Source organism: Microbulbifer mangrovi, from assembly GCF_002009015.1.
Lineage (GTDB): Bacteria > Pseudomonadota > Gammaproteobacteria > Pseudomonadales > Cellvibrionaceae > Microbulbifer > Microbulbifer mangrovi.
Genome location: NZ_LZDE01000340.1, coordinates 12,654 through 30,851 on the forward strand (window position 1 = coordinate 12,654; position 18,198 = coordinate 30,851).

12 protein-coding genes are annotated in these 18,198 nt (G+C 44.9%); 9 read left to right on the plus strand and 3 right to left on the minus strand.

From position 1 onward, the window contains the following. Window positions 1-37 precede the first annotated feature (37 nt). The 9 genes from B4U49_RS15640 to B4U49_RS15680 all read left to right on the plus strand — a co-directional run bounded on the left by B4U49_RS15640 (window position 38) and on the right by B4U49_RS15680 (window position 14,662). Window positions 38-871: an FkbM family methyltransferase gene (locus B4U49_RS15640; RefSeq protein ID WP_078085542.1), complete on the plus strand. Its 834-nt coding sequence runs from the start codon at window positions 38-40 to the stop codon at window positions 869-871. Between the two features lie 63 nt (window positions 872-934). Next, a complete protein-coding gene (locus tag B4U49_RS15645) occupies window positions 935-2,869 on the plus strand; it encodes a GSCFA domain-containing protein (protein ID WP_078085543.1) in 1,935 nt (644 codons plus the stop codon). Between the two features lie 436 nt (window positions 2,870-3,305). Continuing rightward, window positions 3,306-4,073: a hypothetical protein gene (locus B4U49_RS15650; protein ID WP_078085544.1), complete on the plus strand. Its 768-nt coding sequence runs from the start codon at window positions 3,306-3,308 to the stop codon at window positions 4,071-4,073. A 9-nt stretch (window positions 4,074-4,082) separates the two neighbouring features. Then, on the plus strand, window positions 4,083-4,844 hold the full coding sequence (locus B4U49_RS15655) for a hypothetical protein (protein ID WP_078085545.1): 762 nt from the start codon (window positions 4,083-4,085) through the stop codon (window positions 4,842-4,844). Window positions 4,845-5,130: 286 nt separating this feature from the next. Beyond that, complete coding sequence (locus tag B4U49_RS15660; protein ID WP_143735699.1) at window positions 5,131-7,968, plus strand: glycosyltransferase; 2,838 nt, start codon at window positions 5,131-5,133, stop codon at window positions 7,966-7,968. Between the two features lie 119 nt (window positions 7,969-8,087). Continuing rightward, a complete protein-coding gene (locus B4U49_RS15665; protein ID WP_078085547.1) occupies window positions 8,088-9,818 on the plus strand; it encodes a hypothetical protein in 1,731 nt (576 codons plus the stop codon). Window positions 9,819-9,919: 101 nt separating this feature from the next. Continuing rightward, a complete protein-coding gene (locus B4U49_RS15670) occupies window positions 9,920-10,762 on the plus strand; it encodes a sulfotransferase family 2 domain-containing protein (protein ID WP_158078641.1) in 843 nt (280 codons plus the stop codon). 128 nt (window positions 10,763-10,890) lie between these two features. Beyond that, a complete protein-coding gene (locus B4U49_RS15675; RefSeq protein WP_143735700.1) occupies window positions 10,891-13,473 on the plus strand; it encodes a WcbI family polysaccharide biosynthesis putative acetyltransferase in 2,583 nt (860 codons plus the stop codon). 79 nt (window positions 13,474-13,552) lie between these two features. Next, window positions 13,553-14,662 (plus strand): hypothetical protein, encoded by a 1,110-nt coding sequence (locus B4U49_RS15680; protein WP_143735701.1) that lies wholly within the window; start codon window positions 13,553-13,555, stop codon window positions 14,660-14,662. A 35-nt stretch (window positions 14,663-14,697) separates the two neighbouring features. Here the strand turns inward: B4U49_RS15680 and B4U49_RS15685 are convergent, their stop codons facing one another. From B4U49_RS15685 to B4U49_RS15695, 3 genes are read right to left on the minus strand one after another with little or no spacing between them, the layout of a single operon-like run. Continuing rightward, a complete protein-coding gene (locus B4U49_RS15685; protein ID WP_143735702.1) occupies window positions 14,698-15,648 on the minus strand; it encodes a hypothetical protein in 951 nt (316 codons plus the stop codon). A gap of 8 nt (window positions 15,649-15,656) precedes the next feature. Next, window positions 15,657-16,463 (minus strand): glycosyltransferase, encoded by an 807-nt coding sequence (locus tag B4U49_RS15690; RefSeq protein WP_078085552.1) that lies wholly within the window; start codon window positions 16,461-16,463, stop codon window positions 15,657-15,659. A 30-nt stretch (window positions 16,464-16,493) separates the two neighbouring features. Then, window positions 16,494-18,197, minus strand: a complete 1,704-nt coding sequence (locus B4U49_RS15695; protein WP_239692664.1) for a BatD family protein — start codon at window positions 18,195-18,197, stop codon at window positions 16,494-16,496. Window position 18,198 lies beyond the last annotated feature (1 nt).

Below are 18,198 nucleotides of genomic sequence, written 5' to 3' on the forward strand. Positions count from 1 at the left end.
TGATTTTAGATGTGGACTAGATAAGTAAGGTTTAAAGTTGACAGCTCAATATTTCCCTTATCCCGGCCTATCCGAGAAAGTTGTAAATTCAGAGAAGAAGCTAAAAAGGTCGATAAGATCTATTGACGAATGGGGGCGTCTCAACATCTATCAGGCCTTTACTGACGTTGCTGATGGCTGTGTTCCTTTTACATTCAGGATGCACAAGGAATTTGTGACGGTTAGTCAGCAAGGAAAAGACGTTATTTTCCCGCGACCATTACCCATCAACAATCATACCAATATTATATGTGGATATGAGAAATGGCTAAAGCATAAGTATTGTCTTCCTGGTTTTGTTGAGGTAGAGCAGGGCGATTTTGTCGTTGACTGTGGAGCTTATGTTGGAGGATTTTCGTTAAGCGCGGCCCGCATCGCCGGCGAAGTCCATATGTTTGAGCCTGATTTAATTAATGTTAAGTGTGCAAGAAGAAATTTAAATAGCTTCGGAAATGTTAAAATTAATTGTGAGGGGTTGTATTACATAACAACTAGGCTTCCACTTCATGTTTCGAGCTCTAGCGTTGAGCACTCTTTTATAGAGCCTGATGACGGTGAGTTGTTGGGGACACGAACGGTGCCTGTCAGATGCTTGTCGGACTACTTGAGTGAAATCGGTGTTAGCGATGTAGATTTCTTGAAGGTTGAGGCGGAAGGATGTGAGCATGAAGTTCTACGTGGCTTGTGTGAGCAGAGACCCAAGAAGCTTGCTATAGATGTTAGTCCAGAAAAGAACGGAGAAAGCCCATATCTAGAGATTAAAAAGACTCTTGAAAGTTGGGGTTATAAAACTCAAAAGCGAATGAATGTGCTCTTCGCAAGGTTTAAATAGTGAGCATTCTAAGTTGGCGTCGGAACATTACTTGCGACATGGCTCGGTAAATTTGAGGTTTTTATGAATAATAAAATTTTGGTCCTTGGAAATTGCCAAGCTACGTCAATGTCTACATGTCTGCGCTTAATGCTTCCAGACAAAAAAGTTTACCATTTGAACTCTTTTGTTTCCGATTTTGGGAGCTTTAAGGAAAGGGTCGATGGTTGCGACCTGGTTGTGAGTCAAAAGAATTTGTCTGAGCCGCAGGTGCAGTACTTAAATTCAGAGAAAAAGAAAATTTTCTTTTATCCAAGAATTGCATTTCCTGCTTTGCATCCTGACTGTGTCAAAGTCTTAGATGATGGTAGTTCGCTTCCATCACCTCTCGCTGGAATGCACTCCTCCATTGTTTTTTGGGGATGGAAAAATAGATTTTCCGAAATGGAAACTAGGTCCCTATTTAATTCCGGAGTTTTTAAAACCTTAGGTTTTTTTGATAAATATCCTACGTCAAAGAGGGCGCTCCTTTCTGAGGGTGAGTCTGTGGGTGTTGACCTCGCGCCGTTTATCGAGGGCTGGCTAAAGCAGGGTAATTTTCTACATACATTTAACCATCCGAAGTTATTTGTTATGGCTGATTTGGCTAGAGAACTTTGCCAGCGTGCCGGATTGGTGACGAAGGTAAGCTTTCCTGAGAACATGCTTAGTGATCCTTCGCTATCTGGTCCTGTTTGGCCTGTTTACCCTGAAATTGCGGACAGCTATGGCTTCACCGGGGGTAGAGAGTTTAAGCGGGCAGATAAAGATGCAAGGGGTGCATCTCCTGAAGTTTTGACTTTGGAGGAGTTCATTGCGGAATGCTATGAAATCTACGATGTTGCTGATTTTCCCTCATGCGCAGCATTAGACAGGGTGGAATTCAAAAATCTAGTTGATAGTCCTGATTTCAAGCGAAGTTTTGGCTCATTAAATGAAGTTGAAGATAAAACTAAAAAGCATCCTTATATTGGTTTGCCGGACACGAATTTCTGGTCTCGTTCGGTAGCGCGCGTACCCGAAGGTGAATTGGATCCGATTGTTAACACAAAGTTTAGTTTGTTAAAGTCTGACCGATTAGTGACAGCTGGTAGTTGTTTCGCACAACATATAGCTAAGCGGTTACATTCATCGGGATATAATTATTATGTTTCTGAGCAAGCACCTAGTGATCTTAATGAAAAAGAAGCTACTGAACGAAATTATTCGGTGTTCTCTGCTAGGTACGGAAATATTTACTCGGCGAGACAATTAAAGCAGCTTTTGGAGCGTGCTTGGGGCAAAGCTCCAGAAATTTCTGCTTGGTCAAATAGTAATGGCTCGATCGTTGACCCATTTCGGCCAACGATTGAGCCTAGCGGGTTTTCTACTGTTTCGGAAATGGAGGCGTCTCGCGCTACCCATTTAAGCTGCGTAAGAAATATGATTGAAACCGCGGACGTCTTCGTGTTCACGCTAGGATTGACTGAAGCGTGGGTTCACGAGCCGACTGGTTGCGTAGTTCCTCTCGCGCCAGGTGTGTCAGGTGTCCCGACTGTGAAAGAGTCTTTTGTTTTTAAAAATTTCAATCTTGATGAAATTGTCGAAGACCTTAAAAAAACTGTTGACTTTATTCTAGAGAAAAATCCATCAATTAAAATCCTGCTAACTGTATCTCCTGTTCCTTTAGCGGCGACCTATGAAGAAGAGCATGTGCTTACTGCGACGACCTACAGTAAGTCAGTCTTGAGAGTGGCTGCAAATACAATCAGGGATTTATATTCGTGCGTAGATTATTTCCCTTCTTTCGAAATTATTACAAGTGCAGCAAGTCGCGGACGTTACTATGAAGAAGACTTACGGACAGTAACTCCTGACGGCGTTAGCCATGTTATGAAGATGTTTTTTCGTCATTATTGTGTACAGCCGATCAGCGCAGATGTTTCGGAAGAAGACGATGTGTTCAATATTGTTTGTGACGAAGAGCTCCTGTCTGAATAATCTTCAACCGGAAAGTGTTGCTGAGGTTTAATTGAAGGTGGATTGAGTTAGCTCTTCGGCTATAAGCTAGAAATCCTCCAGTGTCGAGGAAGACACATAGCCTTAGAGTGGCAATGGGGTCCACAATTTTTCGGCTACTAACTAAACGGGGCTCATATATAGCTATCTGGCGTAAATCTACCAGAGTGCTCTGAGGTTTCGCCTTAGTAGTTAAGCGTTTAACTAGATTCTTTAGGTCACAGTATGGCCATAAGGACGTTGTGAAGATTTACCAAGACTCAATTGATATTGAGGTGCTGCTACACCTCATTATTTTTCAATCTGTGTTTAGATAAATTATCCATAACGCACTTTTAATTGAATACTTTGCGCAACTTGGCTGAAACAACTGTTCTCCCTAGGTATAATCCAACGTTTGTGTTGGGAGGTCTTCCAAATGAACCTCAAGTCTGAAAAAAATAGCGAAACTGCTTGCAAAATGAGCAGCTGTGCGACCGAAAACACCAAAAATGTGTTCGGGGATTTACAATATTTTGACGCGCTAGTCAAAGATGAAGCTAAATCACTCCACGACCGAATTATCACTGCGGTAGAAGCTAGCCCCAATCCCTACGGGCATTTAAAAGCAGTTACTAAAGTTCTGGTGGAGCAGCAATCAGTTCTAGCGGCTCGAATACACATGCTCGAGCGGACGTGGGTTGAAGGCAATAAGGGCCAAATATTAAAGCAGCCAATAGCTGAGTATAATTTTGCGCCGCAACCCGAAGTTGAGGTGCTTGCTAAAGATTTTGAGGGTTATCGCAATATTTACGATGTAGAGTGCACTGCGGATGGACTTTCTTATGCCTGGACGGGGCCATCTCCCGAGTTTGTCCTCGATATTCCAGTTTTACGTGATGTACCGAAGGTTTTCCGGTTGGGGTTTATATCAACCTTGCTGGAAGAAGAGTTGTTACAAAAGACTGAGATCCTGATAGACGGAAAACCATGCCAAGTCAATTTTGATTTCGACGGATCGACGAGGGGCATATGGTGCCTACTTCCCACGGATCAAAAATCAAAGTCTAGCCGGGTTCAGGTCAGACTTTCTCGAACGGTAAGCCCTACAGATATTGGGAAGAGTAACGACAACCGCAGATTGGGTCTTGCTATTTCAGGCTATAAAGTATCGATCCCGCAACCTCAGGTTGCAGCCTTTAGTTGACTTGCATTTATGAGAAAAGTAATCCTGCACTATCATTTATTCAAAAATGCTGGCTCATCTATCGACTCGATATTGCACTCAAGTTTCGGAGATAAATGGATAAATATCGATAAGGAAAATGCTTGGGATAAGATTTTGCCGGCTGAAGTATCGAAATATATCGATTCGAATCCCGCTGCGCTTGCTATTTCCTCTCATCAGTTTATGCCTCCGTTACCCGCCGGAAAATTTGAAGTTTTTCCTGTAGTTTTTCTTCGTCATCCGATCTTGAGGGCGCGGTCAGCGTACATGTTTGAGTGGAAAAATCAGTTAGGCTTGTCTGAGCCCAAGGGAAGTTTTGTCGATTATGTTCTAGATAAACTAGCTCCCGGAGTACGTGGCCCCATTTCTGATTTTCAGGTCCTCCGTCTCTCCAATACTGCTTATAACGGTGATGGACCTAAATATAGCCCAGAACTTGAATCAAGATTGGGAAGAGCGAAAGGCTTTATTTCAGAGCTGCCATTTTTTGGTTTGGTCGAGCATTTCCAGGAATCTTTAGAGCGAATGCATTTTTACTTGCAGTATCATTTTCCTAACTTACGAGTGGTCAATCGTGAGGTGAATGCATCGCAGGGTTCTGAGGCTGGGGTTGAAGAAAAACTTTTTAGTATAAGGCGAGAACTAGGCGAAACGCTTTATGGGCAGTTGTGTGAGCGGAACCGTTTCGATTTGGAATTGTATAATTTCGCTCAAGCTATGTTTTGGTCAGTCGTGCCAAAAGAAGCGTAAGATTTGAATTTTGGGGTAATTATGAGTCAGAGCATTGAGAAGGTATCGCAAGATGCGTATATATCTGAGGTTGAAAAAGGTGAGTACCTTTTTCGGCGACTATGTGTTTCTTATGCGAACATATATATGTTTCGGCGTTCATTTATAGGTCGGTTAGTTGGTTTCATGGAGCGTGCTGTACGCTACGCGACTTTTCGTAGCTCATCGAAAAGTGAATTGACTCAATTATACGAAGCCGCGCTTCGGTTCCAAAGTGAACGGGGTGTGGATTTTGAGGCTGTATTGCGTGAAGACGCAGAATTGCGCCGATATAACGCTAGTTGATGTAATAAATCTAATGAAAATGGCCGGTATGGAATTCGCTCACTTGAATCAAAACGTGTCGATAATCTCGGAGCAGGACATCGAAAGTGAACTTAAAAAAAATGCCTATCTTGAAGATGAGCTAAAGCGATTTTCAGTGGGCTTTAGTCAGATTAATAGTAGCAAGATTGGTCGGGTTGCATTAAAGCTCGAACGTATTTTCAGCAAAATTCCCCTTAGTTCTCGAAGGCTCCATCTAAGAGACGCTTGTATAATTTCCATTATGCCGGTTGCTGAACGAAGTAGGTTTGCCAATTGTGTGCTAAACAATATGAGTTTGAGGGATAAACCCAAATATCTGTCTGTACGGTATGCTCAATTTCTCGAAGAAGGAATTTCCAGTGGCATTGATCTGGTTAATGATGATGTAATCTATAAAATAGAAAAAATAAATGCGAAGCTGTATCAGGATGTTTTAAATTCTCAGGCCGTAATCGGAAAGTCCTTGGGCGGTTTTCGTGGCGCTATTTTACGTGTCTTGGACTCGCTTAGTAGTGTAGTTCGAGCTGGCTCACTAGAAAAATCATATTTACTTAGACTTTGGTCCGGCTATAACACTTTCCGGCATTATCACAATGCCGACCTCAAGGCTTTACACTCCAATCGATTTAATCGGCTAAAGTACTTATTTCAAGTGCTGAGGTATGCATTAGCCAATCCATACGCAAGTATACGTACGTTTACCTGGCACAGGTTTATTCGCCTTGCGAAAGTGTTGCTAGGAATAGACAAGCTGAATACGGGAGCCTGGATAGAACAGCGTTTTCCTCTAGATTCCACCTCTGCAGAAAAGCCCATCATTTTTGCGGTTGATGAAAGTACAGCTCAATGTTTGGAGCTAGAGTTTCCGCAAACTGTCCAACCGCTGGTCAGTATCATTGTTCCGGTTTACAACCAGTATGCAACTACGATTTCCTGCTTGCAGTCTCTTCTCGCGCATTCTGAGGGGACCGATTACGAAGTCATCATTGCCGATGACCGTTCTAGTGATTTAACGGTATCTATCGCTTCCCGGATTAAAAATGTCCGGGTTGTGCGTAATGAAGTCAATCTCGGGTTCCTTAAGAATTGTAATAATGCGGCCAAATTTGCACGCGGCAAGTATGTGCTGTTATTGAATAATGATACGAATCCGCAACCGGGGTGGTTGAAGTCGCTCTTGGATGTTTTCTCTAAACAAGAGAAGGTTGGTCTAGTGGGGCCAAAGCTTTTGTTCGAAGATGGTGTATTGCAGGAAGCTGGTGGTATTATCTGGCGCGACGCTAGTGGGTGGAATTTCGGCCGAGGCCAAAGCCCTGACGCGCCGGAGTATAACTATCTGAAGGATGTTGATTATATTTCCGGCGCCTGTGTGATGTTGGAGAAGTCACTATGGGACGATCTGGGTGGCTTTGACGAACTGTTTTGCCCGGCGTATTACGAAGATACAGATCTTGCGTTCCAGATTCGTGCCCGCGGTTTGCGCACTGTCTACCAGCCAGCTTCCAGTGTTGTGCACTTTGAAGGGGTTAGCCATGGTAGTGACATCAACTCTGGTATTAAAAAGCAGCAGCGTATTAACCAGGGCGTCTTCCGTGATAAGTGGAAGCAGGTCCTGGACTCGGAAAATCATCACGTCGGTGTAGATGTATTTAATGCTCGTGAAAGGGCTGCCAGTCAGAAAACAGTGCTGTTTATTGACCATTATGTCCCATTCTATGACAAAGACGCAGGATCTCGGTCTACGTTCCTCTATGTAAAAACAATGGTGGAGATGGGCTACCGGATTAAGTTCCTGGGGGCGAATTTCTTCCCACATCAACCCTACACGGAAACGTTGCAGCAGTTAGGTGTCGAAGTTCTCTATGGCGAGCGTTTTGCGCGTAACTGGAAACTTTGGCTCGAGGAGAATGCGGAATATCTCGATGTCATCTATCTGCATCGCCCACATATTACTGAAGACTTTATCAGTGAAATCAAGTCACTCAAGAAGTGTCCACGATTGGTTTACTTTGGGCATGATCTGCATTGTTTGCGTACCGAGCGCGAAGCGAATATTTCAGATGATAAGAAGCTGTTGAAGGCCGCCGGGGAATGGAAAGAGCGTGAATATCGCATTTTTCAGCAGGTCGATACCGTATTGTACCCGTCGGATGTTGAGGTTAAAGCCGTTAAAGAGTTTTCGCCTAAAACCAATGTGGCGCAGTTACCACTCTACGTGTTGGATACGCCTGACGTTGCCAATTTCGACTTTTCTGCGAGAAAGGATTTACTTTTTGTTGGAGGATTCACGCATACACCAAACGTGGATGCGGTCCTCTGGTTTGCCAGTGAGGTATTGGGAAAGGTTATCGAGGTTCACCCAGATATTCGGCTTCATGTGGTTGGATCCAACGTTCCAGAGGCAATTAGCTCTCTAGCGTCTGACAAAATTATTGTGCACGGCTTTGTGAGTGACGCTGAACTGGATTCGTTGTATCGCTCAATTCGGGTGTGTGTTGTACCGCTGCGATACGGTGCGGGTGTAAAAGGTAAAGTGCTTGAGGCGCTTCAAGCGGCTGTACCGTTGATTACGACTCCGATCGGAGCTGAGGGCATTCCCGAGGCTGCTTCTGTAATGGAGATTGCAGAGGCAGCGGAGGACTTTGCCAGCAGTCTAATCGAGATGTACGGAAATGAGCAGAAGTGCTTACAGCAACTCGCTGGGCGCGCTGATTTTGTTTCAGAGCATTTTAGTTTAGGTGTTGTCAGATCTGCGATTGAGGATCATATTTTAGGGTAATAAATAGGTGGATCTACAACTGCGGTTGAAATGCTATGTTCAGAGTTTCGCCTCAGATCAAGGCCATTCTGACTGTATGTCAGAATGGCCTTTGGTGTTAATAAGAAGAGCGGTATTAGATGATTAATAACACTGTAGACGTTTTCTTAAAGCGGGCCAAAGTCTATCGCGATTTTTCGAAGGTCGCGCGGTTGAGGTTTGTCTTCGATGTGCTGATCAGCTTTGTTAAAATTCTTCTAGAACTATTAGTGATGATATTGCCGATCAAGATTGTTCTTATCTTGGCGGCTCCTGAAATGCCTGTCATGTTTGACAAGCTTATCCCGGGCGTACCTCGTGCTCAATGGGCAGCTATTCTTACTGCACTTATCGTTGTCCTCCATGCAGTTGTATTGACAGTAAATTGGTATTTAAAGAGCTCTGCAGACATATTTGCGCAGAAGTTCTCGGCTATACATAAAAAAGGTAAATTTTCTGATAGTGGGTTTCTGAGGCTCGTATATAGCGGAATTGTCGATGCCCGGTCGGGGTCATTGGTTCTTATTGCTCTCAGTGCCATTGTCGGTTTGGTCTATTTTCAATTTTTAATATTTTTCTGGAGCGCATTTTTTGTCGCAGTGTCAGTGGTGCTCGTATGGGCTTCAGTATCGAAAGGGTTAAGAGATAGTTTTATAGCTGCTCCCTCATCTATATTGGGTGGGGTGTCTAGCTTATTATTTCTTTCTTGTTTTTGCTTTCTCGTTTATGAATTTACTCTGTCTGGTGAGCCCCCCGATTTTCTCCAAGGTATCGTTTCAATCATTTTAGCGCGACGATTGCTGGGTGCAGTCACGCAAAAAGTCGGCAATCTGGTCTGGTTTAACGACAAAAAAACGGCCATTCAAAAGCTGTTCTACCGAGGACACGTTGGGTTGCCCCAGGGTGCAGTACGGTCTCGTGCGTTAATAGATAGTGTCTCTCCAGAGTCTCTGTCTGCATTTTGTTCCGGCGCGCTGGAGTCTATAGGTGTGACTTTCCCGGTGGGAACTCAATGCAAGTGGGTCGAAACTCCCATTCCGTGGATGAGCATTATTCAATGTGAAATGGACGTGGCTTCGAATGAAGTTCTGGTTCTCAAGGTGTATGAGCCTGCCAGGGCGCGAGTGGCGAAGGATGAGCTTGAGTTATATCCACTACTGGAATCGGCAGGGATTATACCCACATTCTTAGGGGTGACCATTCATGATGGCTACCAAGTTCACGCGTTTCGTCTCTCCAATGAATGGAGTTTTGTACGTGATAAGGAGATCGCTGCGGGGCTACACCAAAAACTGTTGCCGTTGAAGTTCGAGCGGACACTAGTTGAAGAATACTGTTCTGTGCATCCCACGTTGGCTGATCGGGTGACAGTCGATTTACTGTCCAGGCTTTTCCTTGCTGCTATAGAAAACGACCATGAGGTTATAAATGCTTTCATGCAGCGTCGCTCAGAGATTCTCAGTCGAATTAGAAAACTGCCGCTAACATTGGTGGCAGCAGATCAGGTAATTAGGCAATTTAGCATTGTTGATGGAAGTGAGGCTCGTCTTTTGAGTCTTGGCGATTGGAAGCTTGAGCCTTTGGGTTTTGCGATTTGGCCTTCAGATTCGCTCGACGAGGTGATATGCGAATTGACTACATCAGAGTCCTTTACTGAGTTCGCTGATAACGATTCCGTGTGTTATGCGATCGAATTGTGTTCGCAAATTGCTGAATTAGAACGATGCTGCCGGAATGGGCGACTGCGTGAGGGAATACAATTAATGCGCAAAATTATGGAAGCGGATCTCGTTTCTGGCGGGGCTAGTGAAACTGCATTCGTTACCGCCTGACAGTATAAGCTGAACGCATAATGATCCGGCTGCGACTTGGCGTGCAAGAAGATTTTGGCATTAGAGTTTGAAATTGAAGTCTTTTAAGAAAACATATTTTAGTGGATAGTGGTTTTATGCGAGTTGTAATAACCCACGGGCATATTTTCAAAAATGCCGGGACTACCCTGGATTGGGCCTTGCGTCGGAATTTTGGTGACGGATTTTGCGATCATCGCGATGACGTTCCGATGAGGCGGCGACGCGGGGAGTACTTGCAAGAATTTTTGGCCGAGAACCCTGGAATTCAGGCGTTGTCGTCGCATCACTTATGCGACACCGCAGGTCTGCACGAGATTCGGTGCTTGCCGATTTACCTTTTGCGTCATCCGTTGCTTCGTGTGCTTTCAGTGTACCGCTTTGAACGTAAGCAGAAATCAGATAGTCCCGGTGCGGAAGCGGCAAAAAAGTATGATTTTAAGGACTATGTCAAATGGCGCATGGACCCTAATGTGGGGCGGACGATTCGCGACTACCAAGTGTATTACCTCGGCTCTAACCCGGCTGTACCGAATGAAACGGTGTTAGGAGTGAAACACTTGGAAAGAGCGGCTAGGCGTTTTCATGATGGCTCATTCGTTGGTCTCGTTGAAGATTTTGATAAGTCAATGACGCTCGTTGAGAATGAACTTAAAAGCTATTTTCCTGATATCGACTTGAGTTATGTAAGGCAAAACACTGGCGAAGTGAGGAGTGGGAGTGAGCGAAGCTTGAATTATCTCGCCGACGAGCTTGGGGACATGTTCGACTTGCTTGTTGAGAGCAATAGTCTCGATTTGACTTTATATCGCATGGCAAAAGAGTCTCTGAGCAAAAAGATAGAAAAACTTGGCAGCTTTGATCAAAAGCTGTCTGACTATCGTGGGCGCTGTGAGGTGTTGGCCCAAGGTCGCAAAGCAGGATAGCTCATGCATGAGCAATATACATAAACAAGTATCGAGAAATAATTGGGCGTTTTGCGAACGTTAATGTAACTGAAAAAGTAATTGAATCGCCAAGCTCACTATTTGGTGTGGCTAGTGCGTCAGTATATATGAAAAAGTTTAAAATTTTAGTTGTAGGTAATTGTCAGGCTCGACCGTTGGCTGAGTTGCTCCTCAATGGTTGTGATGATGTGGTAGCTGTGGATACGGCGATCGTGCATCTTTTAAAGGATGATGACGAGTCAGAAGTGTTGGAGAAAATACACAATGCGGACTTTGTTATCGCGCAAATGGTCGCAAACAACTATCCAGCTAAGTTTGTTCGTACGAATGAATTAAAGCGTGTATGTGGTGAAAAGTTAGTAACGATTGTAAATCTTTTTTATCAAGGGTTTACTCCGGGCTGGCGTTACATGCGGATGGCGGATCGAAAGCCCCTTAAAGGACCGTTGGATGATTATCACAATTCTGTCATCTTCACTTGTTGGAAGTTTGGTCTCGACGAGCGCCAGACAATTAAGGTGTTGGATTCGAAGTTGTTTTCCGATATCTACAAAGAGGAGGCTGAAGAGTCACTTCGTGAAATTCAACAGCGGGAATCTGGTGTCGATATCCCGATCTCCGATTACCTTGCTGAGCATATTAGCAAGGAAAGGCTATTCCATGTTTTCAATCATCCCTCGAATAGGCTACTAGCAGAGTATGCTCATCGTATCGCGTTACGGTTGGGGTTAGGCGTCAATTTAAAGCGGATGACACTAAAAAGCGAAGCTCTGGGTCAATTTTCTCCATCTTGCGATTTAGTGTCAGGATTGCACGGGTTTGGCAATCAACACCGTGGCATCGATGTGAGCGTTGGGGGCTCCGGTGTAATTGTACATGGTAGGCGTACGCTAAATACGGCTGAGTTGGTCCGAGACTTTTTCAATATCTATAACCAGTACGCCAATGAACTAGAAGTGTCCTCTGCAGATTCGAGATACCTGGATGTTTTGACGGATTTGGATGTTGACCGCGACTTGGTTGGTACTTCTGAAGATAGTGCCGCTAGTGGTTTTTGGCAGAATTTCCTTATTAAAATTGGTTTTTCAAAAAAAATAGAGTCAAATTTAAAAGCCATAACCGCTAGTCGTATCCCTAATGTGATCGTCCAGTATTGGGATCAGGGTGAGCCTCCCAAAGATGTGAAGGATTTAATTCAATCCTGGAAGCAGCAAAGTACTGAATTCGAGCATCTCTTATTTAATCGGGAAACTGCGCGCGAGTTTATTTTGACTGCTTACGGCTCAGAAATTGCCTCGCTTTTTGATAGCGCCAACCTGCCAGCCATGCGTTCAGATATATTCCGCGTTGCCTACATACTTGAGCGAGGTGGCGTTTATATCGATGCAGCTACTCGCTGTTACTCGGACCTGCAACCTCTCCTTAGTGACAATATATCTACAGTTCTAATTGAAAAATGGCATGGCGGTATATGGAATGGTTTTATTGCAAGCGAGGCGTCGAGTCCATATCTAGCGAATGTGTGGGATAAAATCGTCAAAAATTTGAAGCAGCAGTTAATTTCGGATGTTTGGCTAGCTACGGGTCCGGGCGTATTTAATGAAGTCTTCAAAGCAGGGGGTTATGGGCAAAGTGTTAGTGTTGTAAAGCAGGCTGATGCTAAGCAATATTTCGCCTTGGTCAACGACTTGCAACACAAAAAAAAGGCCCACTGGTCAAAAGTTCAAAACTCTTTGGATATATATGGTGGGATTTCAGCGGCGGAAAATAATGAGCAGCTGCAAGTCTCTTCAGACGCTACGATTCCGACGAAGGTCTTTTTACATCTTGGGCCCCATAAGATGGCATCTACTTCGTTCCAAAATTATCTGGAACGAGGGGAGGGGGCTTTAGGCGCTAATGGTGTCGACTTGCTGACTGTGCGATCGTCAAGAGGCGAGAGTTACCGGCATTGGCGGCAAGACTATACCAAAGCGTTACAGGGATATGTGCTTGGTAGGATTAGTTATGCAGACGCCAAGACGAGGTTGTCGTCCCTGATTAAATCCCTCTGGCAAGCCTGCAGGTGCGTATCACCAAGTGTAATGATCAGCGACGAAAACCTGTTAGGTCCTGTTCCTGGCCATACATATGCCGGAAAGTTAGGGGTCGAAACACATTTTTACTCTGCAAAACGTTTGGTCCTTGATGCTTGGAGTGATGCGGTAGCTCCGGGTTCACTACAGGTTTTGTTTGTGCAGCGAGATCTCTGTGACTTTGTGTTTTCCTCCTACCGGGATCGAGTAGCTAAGCTGGATTACTCACGTACCTTGATTTCATTTTATGAATCCCTCGCTTCCGAATTTGTCAGTGAGTACGTAAATTTCTATTCCAAAGCCAGTTCTCCTGGTAATTGTTCAATTGAATTCGAACAGTTCAGTAATTTTCCGAATACATTTCGCGACAAAGTAATGGCGTTTTGCTCTGTTGAGCTTCCTGCCTCGTCTCGAGAGGCGAGTAATTCATCAATGAGCTGGCGCGCAATTGAGATCGCTCGGGATATTTCTGAAGTTTTGAAGTCAGATAAAGAACGAAATGATTTCAGAAAGTTTTTACTATCGAAAGTTTCAGGCGATAGTGAGACGCTGGCGCTAGAGATGGATGCCATTCGAACAAAGGTGCAACAAGCGTCAGAGGCGTTTGTAAGCTAGGATTTGGTGTTTCGTTGCCCGGGTTTGAGTGGCACGAGTAATGTTTTAGGGTTTCAGCTTGAATAGTGCGAATAGTATCGTGTCGATTACTACGGCAAAGGAGAGCCTCGAAGGGTATCGGACGTTCATCGACCGCAACCGGAGGGCCGGCGTAGATCATTTTTTTATATTTTTCGAGGGGGATTTAGATGAAACACTTCCCAAACTTTATCGGGAATTTGTGACGTTCATTCCGTCTCTTAAGATTAACCCTAATGAAAATAATTTGAATCGAAGGCAGGTTAAGAATTTAAATTTAGCTGTTGAGTACCTCAGACATGTTGGTTATCAGGGTTTTGCTGTAAATATAGACAGCGATGAGTTTATTTATCTGAACAAGAGTATATTGTCAGAAGCGGATCCTGCTGTTCGGCTTGATGTAATTGAGCCAGTTATTGGTGAGCGAAATCTATACAAGAGAAAGTTGTCACCGGTCGAGCTAGACTTGGCTATCGCGATTGGCGTTCTAGATTCTGGCGATGGAAACGAAGATTGGCTCAATGGTTATATATCGGGTAAGTATATCGCAAGACCGAGTGTAATTGATTGCAAATGCTCATGGGGTATTCACGGTATTACTGGAGTTAATCTCGCCGATTCGGACATGCATGTCATCCATAATGAGTCTTATGACATAGACTCATTCAAGGAAAAGTTTTTGAGGCATGTGGGTAATGTTGCTGGATTTAGAGAAAAGAGGAAAAGGATCGTGAATGTCTTCTCCAAGTATATGGCGGAGGACAATTTCGATACTATCGTCGCCCACATCTTTAGTCATGAGTTTTATGAGCCTGACCAACGATCGAAGGATACTAAAATAGGAGTTGGGTTATATTTTTCTATCAATGAATTCGAAAATCCGTTCTCCAATATTGATTTCGGCTACTCTATTCTCGATTATGTCGACAATGAGTACATGCTTAAAGCTTCTAGCTTTGTTGGGAATAAGCACTATTCAGAAATAGTGCTCGATGACCTGAAAACAAGAGAAGACGTGGATTATGTAAGGGATTTAGCTATTTCTATCGAGAGTGAATGTTTGCCCGAGTCTTATCGGCTAATGTGTCTCGCGCTAGAGCATCGCCCTGAAGGCCCAATTATTAAGCGTAAAATTGACGAATACCGCAAGCGGCTAGCGTCGTGCAGTTAACGAATTTTTGCCTGCTTGTTTCTTCTAGTCCTGCATTAGCTTCTAATGCAGGACTTCAGTTTTCTCAACATTCTATCAATCTCTTGTTCTGTGATTTGTTCTTCTGGCTGGGCATCCTGAGGGCCATAATTAAATAGCGTTTCGGTCCCAAAGAAATATCTTGCAACGAAGTTGTCTCGGTCTCTGTTTTTTCTGATCAATTTTTGCGACAGCTCTCGAGGGATCGTGTATTTGGGCGCTGGGAACTCTTTGTTTAGCTGTGGAAGTGCCTGGTATAGCCGGTGTTTTTCGAACTCTCGGTATTGGCCCGTTCGGTTTATATGAGACTTAAACTGTAATACTTTTGAGTTTAGTGAGGGGTTTGGATCTATTTCTACATTTGTGCAATGCGGTGAAATTTCCAATTCGGGGCCGTGAATTAGAAAGTCTTGCACCAGGTCATTCTGGTGAAACTCCGATTTTTCAAAACGTCGGACGACTAAATTTGTAGGGAATTCCTGTGCCCAACGCCTCAAGAACTGCCAATAGTTAACTGAATAGCTAGTTAAGTAGTATCGCTCTATGCTGCCGGTATATGGTGTGGCATGTACCCACTGAGTGTACGCTGAGGCGAGGTAATCTATATGATTTCTCAAGTAGACAATTATTTTCACTTCGAAATTCGAAAATAGCCTTTTGATTGCTTTTGGCGGGCTGTTTTGCAACGCTTCTGAACTAAATATCGGGGTTAAGTGTATGTTCTCGTCCAGCTCTTGTTGAAGCTTCTGGTTCAATTCAGGCCTTTTTAGCCATGAACTGAGCTTTCCCCTCCATTGGTTTAGTGGTTGAGCCAATTCATGATGGCCTCGTCCAAGGCGCATGTTGAGCGGGTAGAAATAGCCATTTGAGCGTAAAAATTCGTCATTTCGGAGCAGGAACTCCTGTATGGCTGTGCTTCCGGCTTTGTGTCGGCCAATATGTAAGATTACTTTTTGTTTTTGTTGCATGCTCGTAGTCATCGGCTAGTGCTTGATATAAACCTGAGTGCACTGGCTATATGGTGTACTAGCATTCTTGTCGGCAATCCTCTACTTTTTCGATTCCCAATGTGTATAGCCTTCACGCCAGGAAGATAGTATGTAGGGTGGCCAGCCATGCCTGCTCTTCTGCAAATGTCTGCATCTTCATAGTACATGAAGTAGCGCTCATCAAAGCCTTGTACATTCGTATACAGGCTGGATTTAAAGCATAGAAATGCACCCGATGCCCAATCACTAGTTCGGTCGCCTTGCGTTGCCGATTTCATGGTATTGCTTCGCTGGCTTTTGAGTAAGTAGCGCAAAGCCATGTCGCTTATTTTGGGGAAGGAGCGGATGTTGTCGTCTGGTGTTCCATCTGGTTTGATAAGATTTGGCGCTGCAATTGAATAATTCTTTGATTGCATAATGTTTGCAATCATCATGATGTCTTCTGTTGTAGTGATTACGTCTGGGTTGATACAGAAGAAGTAATCTTCACTACACAGTCCCAAGGAATCTTTTGCGAACTGGTAAATCTTATTGTTATTAGCCCCAAAGCCCAGTGGCTTGGTGTTACGCAGAAGAGGAAGTTCATGTTTATTACAGAATTTCTCAAGTTTTTCGTCCTGAATGTTGGTAAGGACGACAGGGATTATTTTGTCGCGATATGAGCCCCAGGTATGAGGTTGTAGTTCTTCTGCAAGGTTGCGTGTGTGGCCGTGTGAAACAATTGATATAAATATCTTGTGAGGATGATTCGTAGCTTCCGGCATCGTTTTGTTGGTTGGGCTTTGATTGGTCATTAAATGAATTCAGGCTCAATAATCGGGGCTTTATGTAAATAGCTTGGGCAGACTATCCGGCGCCTGGTTGTTCATCCTCGTACTCTTGCTGCTCGTCAGTCGTTGCACCAAAATTTGTACTAGCTGTCGATTTAAAGGCTTCGGTGGTGACTGGTATAGAGAATCATTTATCTCTCTTTGTAGTTTATTCAGCTCTTCGTTTTGACTGGATTGCCTGGCCTTGGAAGGTTGATATCGATTGTTTTCGGCTTTTTGCTTTGAAAGCCATGTATTCAGTGCGCTTTGTATTTCATAGGCACTTCCAGTTTTTGCGCAATCTATCAGTTGTTGCTCATGGCTTTTTACGTGTTTTTTCCCATTTGACTTGGGTGATTTGTTGATTTTACGTTTGTTGCGATAAAAATAAATAATCCAAAAAATATGAGAAGCAATCGCTGCGATCGCGATTTTTTGCCAAAAACCCGGTTCTACCGAGACGGTTACAGGTGTTTGATTCTTTGTTCTTGCCATGTCATCAGGCGCTGTCGTATTGGTGATTGCCCCGCCCGAGACATTGAACCGAAATGCGGGCAACTGCGTTGCCCGCTGCCGCCCGGTCTTAGTATCCCACCACGTGATAGTGATTGCCGGTAACTGATAGCTACCGGGCTTGGTAGCAACGATTGCTGTGGTTTCGATTCTGCTACCGCTAATGCCGTTGCTTCCTGGCTGGTCTTCCTGCTGGGCCTGATCGGGGTAGGTTTTCAGTCCGTCAATAGCGAGCCTCGGTAGTGGGGGCAGTTGTGCGGCACGCAGGCCCTCGGCACGCAAGGTGATTATGCGGGTAATCGGCTCACCGACTTTGAACTCTTCCGGGTCTTTGCTCCAGCTCTGCACCAGTCCAAGACTGGCTGCTGGCAGCCAGTGGCTGCCGCTATAGCTGTCAGGCTTCGGTTCGACCTGTACGGTTTTGGCTTCCGAGCGCAGACGCATGCGCTGGGCGTTGCGGTTGAACAGGGAGAAGGGGTCTCTGCGGCCAGTAACGGCGACGTAATTCAGTGCGGGTATAAGGAGCTCGCCGGAGCTTTCCGGGAATACGGCATAGGTAAGTTCGTATACCGCGTGACCTACACCATCGATTCTGCGCTCGAAGCGCTGTTCATCCACCTTTTCGACATGCGCACCGGGGATCTGCAGCGGATCGGTGGCAATATCATGTAGTCCGACAGTGGTGTAGAGGCGGACTTTGACCAGCAGTTGTTCCTGCACGTGGACTCTGTCTTTGTCGAGTTCTACTTCAAGGAACGCCTGCCGTTTGCCGCCGCTGGGGCTCTGGCCTGCCTTGTTGACAGTGATGGGGATGGCGTCGGATACCTGGCCGTGGAGGTGCAGGGAAGGAACAAATAGCTTGCCTTGCTTGAGCGGTGCGAGGATTACGGTCCATTCCACGAAGCTTTCTGCGTGCCCGTTGGTGACTCGGTACTGATTGGATTGTTGACGAGAGAGCACCTCAAAGTCCTGAGCCAGCAGGTCGAAATCCGGCTGTCCACCGCGCTGTCCGCCGCTGTAGCGGAGCGTGAGGGTGAAGGTTTCGTTGATGGCGAGTTCGTTGCGGTCAACCGACGCGGTTAACTCCTGAGCTTTCGCGGTTACTGAAAGTGCGAGCAGGAGTAGGGTGCACACTGTTTTCAATATTGTTGCGAGAGGTCCGCGGGCAGACAGGCTGCGAGGGGTTGGAAATAAGGACGTTTCCACT

What these genes read in the sequence shown, in the direction of transcription:
- B4U49_RS15645 (WP_078085543.1), top strand. Translation starts at nt 935, where the DNA reads ATGAATAATAAAATTTTGGTCCTTGGAAATTGCCAAGCTACGTCAATG.
- B4U49_RS15650 (WP_078085544.1), top strand. Translation starts at nt 3,306, where the DNA reads ATGAACCTCAAGTCTGAAAAAAATAGCGAAACTGCTTGCAAAATGAGC.
- B4U49_RS15655 (WP_078085545.1), top strand. Translation starts at nt 4,083, where the DNA reads ATGAGAAAAGTAATCCTGCACTATCATTTATTCAAAAATGCTGGCTCA.
- B4U49_RS15665 (WP_078085547.1), top strand. Translation starts at nt 8,088, where the DNA reads ATGATTAATAACACTGTAGACGTTTTCTTAAAGCGGGCCAAAGTCTAT.
- B4U49_RS15675 (WP_143735700.1), top strand. Translation starts at nt 10,891, where the DNA reads ATGAAAAAGTTTAAAATTTTAGTTGTAGGTAATTGTCAGGCTCGACCG.
- B4U49_RS15685 (WP_143735702.1), bottom strand. Translation starts at nt 15,648, where the DNA reads ATGCAACAAAAACAAAAAGTAATCTTACATATTGGCCGACACAAAGCC.
- B4U49_RS15690 (WP_078085552.1), bottom strand. Translation starts at nt 16,463, where the DNA reads ATGACCAATCAAAGCCCAACCAACAAAACGATGCCGGAAGCTACGAAT.